The following is a 592-nucleotide window of genomic DNA, read 5'->3' as shown; positions in this document are numbered from 1 at the left end:
ATCAATGGAACTTGCGCAGGGTGAAAAAACTTTACCGGTAAGAGGGTAGTACCAAACAGTTGTAATTCACCCCACCCGATGTTTTGCAATATCTTTTCATAAGAAATGGCTTCTAAACAAGTATTCTCGTTAAAAAAATGTTATCATTATCATTTAAAAGAATATTTTGATTGTTGTTTTTGCTTTCTTTCATTATTTCCTCTTTTAGAAAGCAATAAATCATTGAAGTCAGTTCTATGAGAGAATTGTATCATAAAAATATCAAAGTCTTGTTTGTACACACACTCTGCTAGGGTAAAATTTGCTTTACGATCAGCATTACCTCCATCCATTGCAACTGTGAAACATGTTTTAGTAGTGGATAAATTTGCATGCATCATTCCACCGGTTGAAAGTGATAATGCCCATAAGTCAACAGACTTTTGTTACAAACCAGACAGCAAGGAAAGATCGGTTTCTATTCCTTCACAAATGATAAGATGCTGTTGATTGCCTCGACTTAAGCACCGCCCGTTACAGAATCCAACATAGCTTTTGCCGATCTCTGATCTGTTTCATATCGATTGACTTGTAAAAAAGTCCCATGAATTGC

1 protein-coding gene is annotated in these 592 nt (G+C 35.5%); it reads right to left on the bottom strand.

Annotated features, from left to right (window positions below):
• Positions 1 to 149: 149 nt before the first annotated feature.
• The gene (locus tag ACFINZ_RS11705; RefSeq protein ID WP_075320664.1) at positions 150 to 380 is read right to left on the bottom strand and encodes a hypothetical protein; all 231 of its coding nucleotides are present in this window, start codon (positions 378 to 380) and stop codon (positions 150 to 152) included.
• Between the last annotated feature and the right edge of the window lie 212 nt (positions 381 to 592).

The sequence above is a fragment of the Bartonella sp. AA81SXKL genome, assembly GCF_042196945.1.
Classification (GTDB): domain Bacteria; phylum Pseudomonadota; class Alphaproteobacteria; order Rhizobiales; family Rhizobiaceae; genus Bartonella.
Note: the sequence above shows the minus strand (reverse complement) of the source record. Positions and strands in the feature narration are given on the sequence as shown.

What these genes read in the sequence shown, in the direction of transcription:
- ACFINZ_RS11705 (WP_075320664.1), bottom strand. Translation starts at nt 380, where the DNA reads ATGATGCATGCAAATTTATCCACTACTAAAACATGTTTCACAGTTGCA.